At 64.3% G+C, this 2,042-nt stretch carries 3 protein-coding genes; all 3 read left to right on the plus strand.

Translation table 11 applies throughout. The features are described 5' to 3' along the window. Positions 1-58 precede the first annotated feature (58 nt). Genes V6M39_RS12170 through V6M39_RS12180 form a run of 3 tightly spaced genes read left to right on the plus strand, consistent with a single transcriptional unit; the run spans position 59 to position 1,967 of the window. Positions 59-259: a ferredoxin gene (locus V6M39_RS12170; protein ID WP_332644080.1), complete on the plus strand. Its 201-nt coding sequence runs from the start codon at positions 59-61 to the stop codon at positions 257-259. Further along, complete coding sequence (locus V6M39_RS12175) at positions 259-1,152, plus strand: 3-oxoacyl-ACP reductase (protein WP_332644081.1); 894 nt, start codon at positions 259-261, stop codon at positions 1,150-1,152. Before V6M39_RS12170 ends, V6M39_RS12175 begins: the two co-directional genes overlap by 1 nt. A 29-nt stretch (positions 1,153-1,181) precedes the next feature. Further along, entirely contained in the window at positions 1,182-1,967 is a 786-nt protein-coding gene (locus tag V6M39_RS12180; protein ID WP_332644082.1) for an SDR family NAD(P)-dependent oxidoreductase, read from the plus strand. Positions 1,968-2,042: the final 75 nt, after the last annotated feature.

Genomic DNA, 2,042 nt, shown 5'->3' on the forward strand with positions numbered 1-2,042 from the left:
TGGGATAGAATAGAACACGTTCTAGTTCTACCGTCCTGAAGCGAGGAGCGGATTCACGATGGCAAAGGTCGAAGTCGACTTCGATGTGTGCGAGGCGAACGCCTTGTGCGAGGCAATGGCACCCGATGTGTTCTTCGTCGATGACGATGACTTCCTGCAGGTGGAGGACCCCACGGTGACCGACGAGAACCGCGATCGCGTTCAGCGCGCCGTGGCCGTCTGCCCCAAGTCCGCCCTGCGAATCAACGAGGACGCTTAGTGACAAACACGGATCTGGACGGCCGTACTGCGGTCGTCACCGGTGCTGGCGCGGGCCTGGGGCGTGCTGAAGCCGTTGCCCTGGCGAAGGCCGGCGCACGCATCGTGCTCAACGACCTGCCGGGTGCTGCTGACGAGGCTGCCGACGAGATCAAGGCGCTGGGCGCCGAGGTTGCACTGGCACCTGGCGACATTGGCGAGCGGGCCACCGCTGACCTGATCGTGAAGACGGCGCTCGACAGCTTCGGCTCCCTCGACATCGTGGTCAACAACGCCGGCGTCACCCGCGACAAGATGCTGTTCAACATGACCGACGAGGAGTTCGACCTCGTCATCAAGATCCACCTCCGGGGCCACTTCCTGCTGTCGCGCAATGCTGCGGCCCATTGGAAGCAGCTCGCCAAGGAGTCCGGCGCACCCGTCGACGCCAGCGTCATCAACACGGCGTCCGAGGCGTTCCTCACCGGATCGCCCGGCCAGGCCAACTACGCGGCGGCCAAGGCTGGCATCACGGCTCTCACGTTGACGACCGCACGAGGGCTTTCCCGCATCGGCGTACGCGCCAACGCGATCTGCCCGCGCGCTCGTACGGCGATGACGGCCGAGGTCTTCGGAGAAGACAAGTCCGGCAAGACGATCGACCCCTACAGCGCCGATCACGTCGCCCCGCTGGTCGCCTACCTCGCCTCGCCCGCGGCTTCGCGTATCAGCGGCCAGGTGTTTGTCGTCTACGGCGGGATGGTGGCGCTGATCGCCGCACCGGTCGTGGAGCAGCGTTTCGACACCACGGCTGACATCTGGTCCACCGAGGAGCTCGACAAGTCACTCGGTGGCTTCTTCGCTGACCGGGATCCCGAGATCTCGTTCGCAGCCGACGCCATTCTTTCGCTCTAGTTCACACTCTTACTTCCATGGAGGAACACATGTCCCGTCTCGCGGGTAAGCGCGCGATCATCACCGGTGGCGCACAGGGCCAGGGCGCGGCCATCGCGCGCCACTTCATACGTGAGGGCGCCAAGGTGATCATCGCCGACGTCGCCGACGACGCCGGCAAGCTGCTTGCCGACGAGCTTGGCGAGGCTGCGTTCTTCAGCCACCTCGACGTGGCTGACCCGGCGTCGTGGGCAGAGGTCGTCAAGGACGCCGAGGTGAGCCTGGGCGGAACCGTCAACGTGCTGGTGAACAATGCGGGCGTCCTGCGCTTTGGCGAGATCGACACGATGCTCGAGTCGGATCTCGACCTGCTGATCAACGTCAACATGAAGGGCACGTTCTTCGGCATGGCGGCCGTCGCCCCGGCGATGAAGGCCAATCGCCAGGGCTCGATCATCAACTGCTCCTCGGTCGAAGGACTCGCCGGAATGTCGTCTCTGACGGGCTACGCCGGCACCAAGTTCGCCATCCGTGGCATGACGAAGTCTGCAGCGATCGAGCTCGGTGCCCACAACGTGCGCGTCAACTCGGTGCACCCGGGCATGATCGACACGCCCATGACCCAGGCGCAGGGCGGCGAGGCCGCCATGCAGTGGGGATCGACCCGCATCCCACTGGAGCGCGTGGGAACGCCCGAGGACATCGCGCCGTTGTACGTGTACCTCGCCAGCGACGAGAGCGGTTACACCACTGGCGGCGAGTTTGCCGTCGATGGAGGCGTCACAGCGAGCCACACGTTCTACCCGGGCAACAGTGGGAAAAATTCCGGCCGCTGAGGTGACGAAGGCCTCAGTGCCAGAATTTCCTCATTGGCCCTTGGTCACGAGACAATTGAAAGTTCAGTCAAGTGC

It is taken from the genome of Aeromicrobium sp., from assembly GCF_036675695.1.
GTDB lineage: Bacteria > Actinomycetota > Actinomycetes > Propionibacteriales > Nocardioidaceae > Aeromicrobium.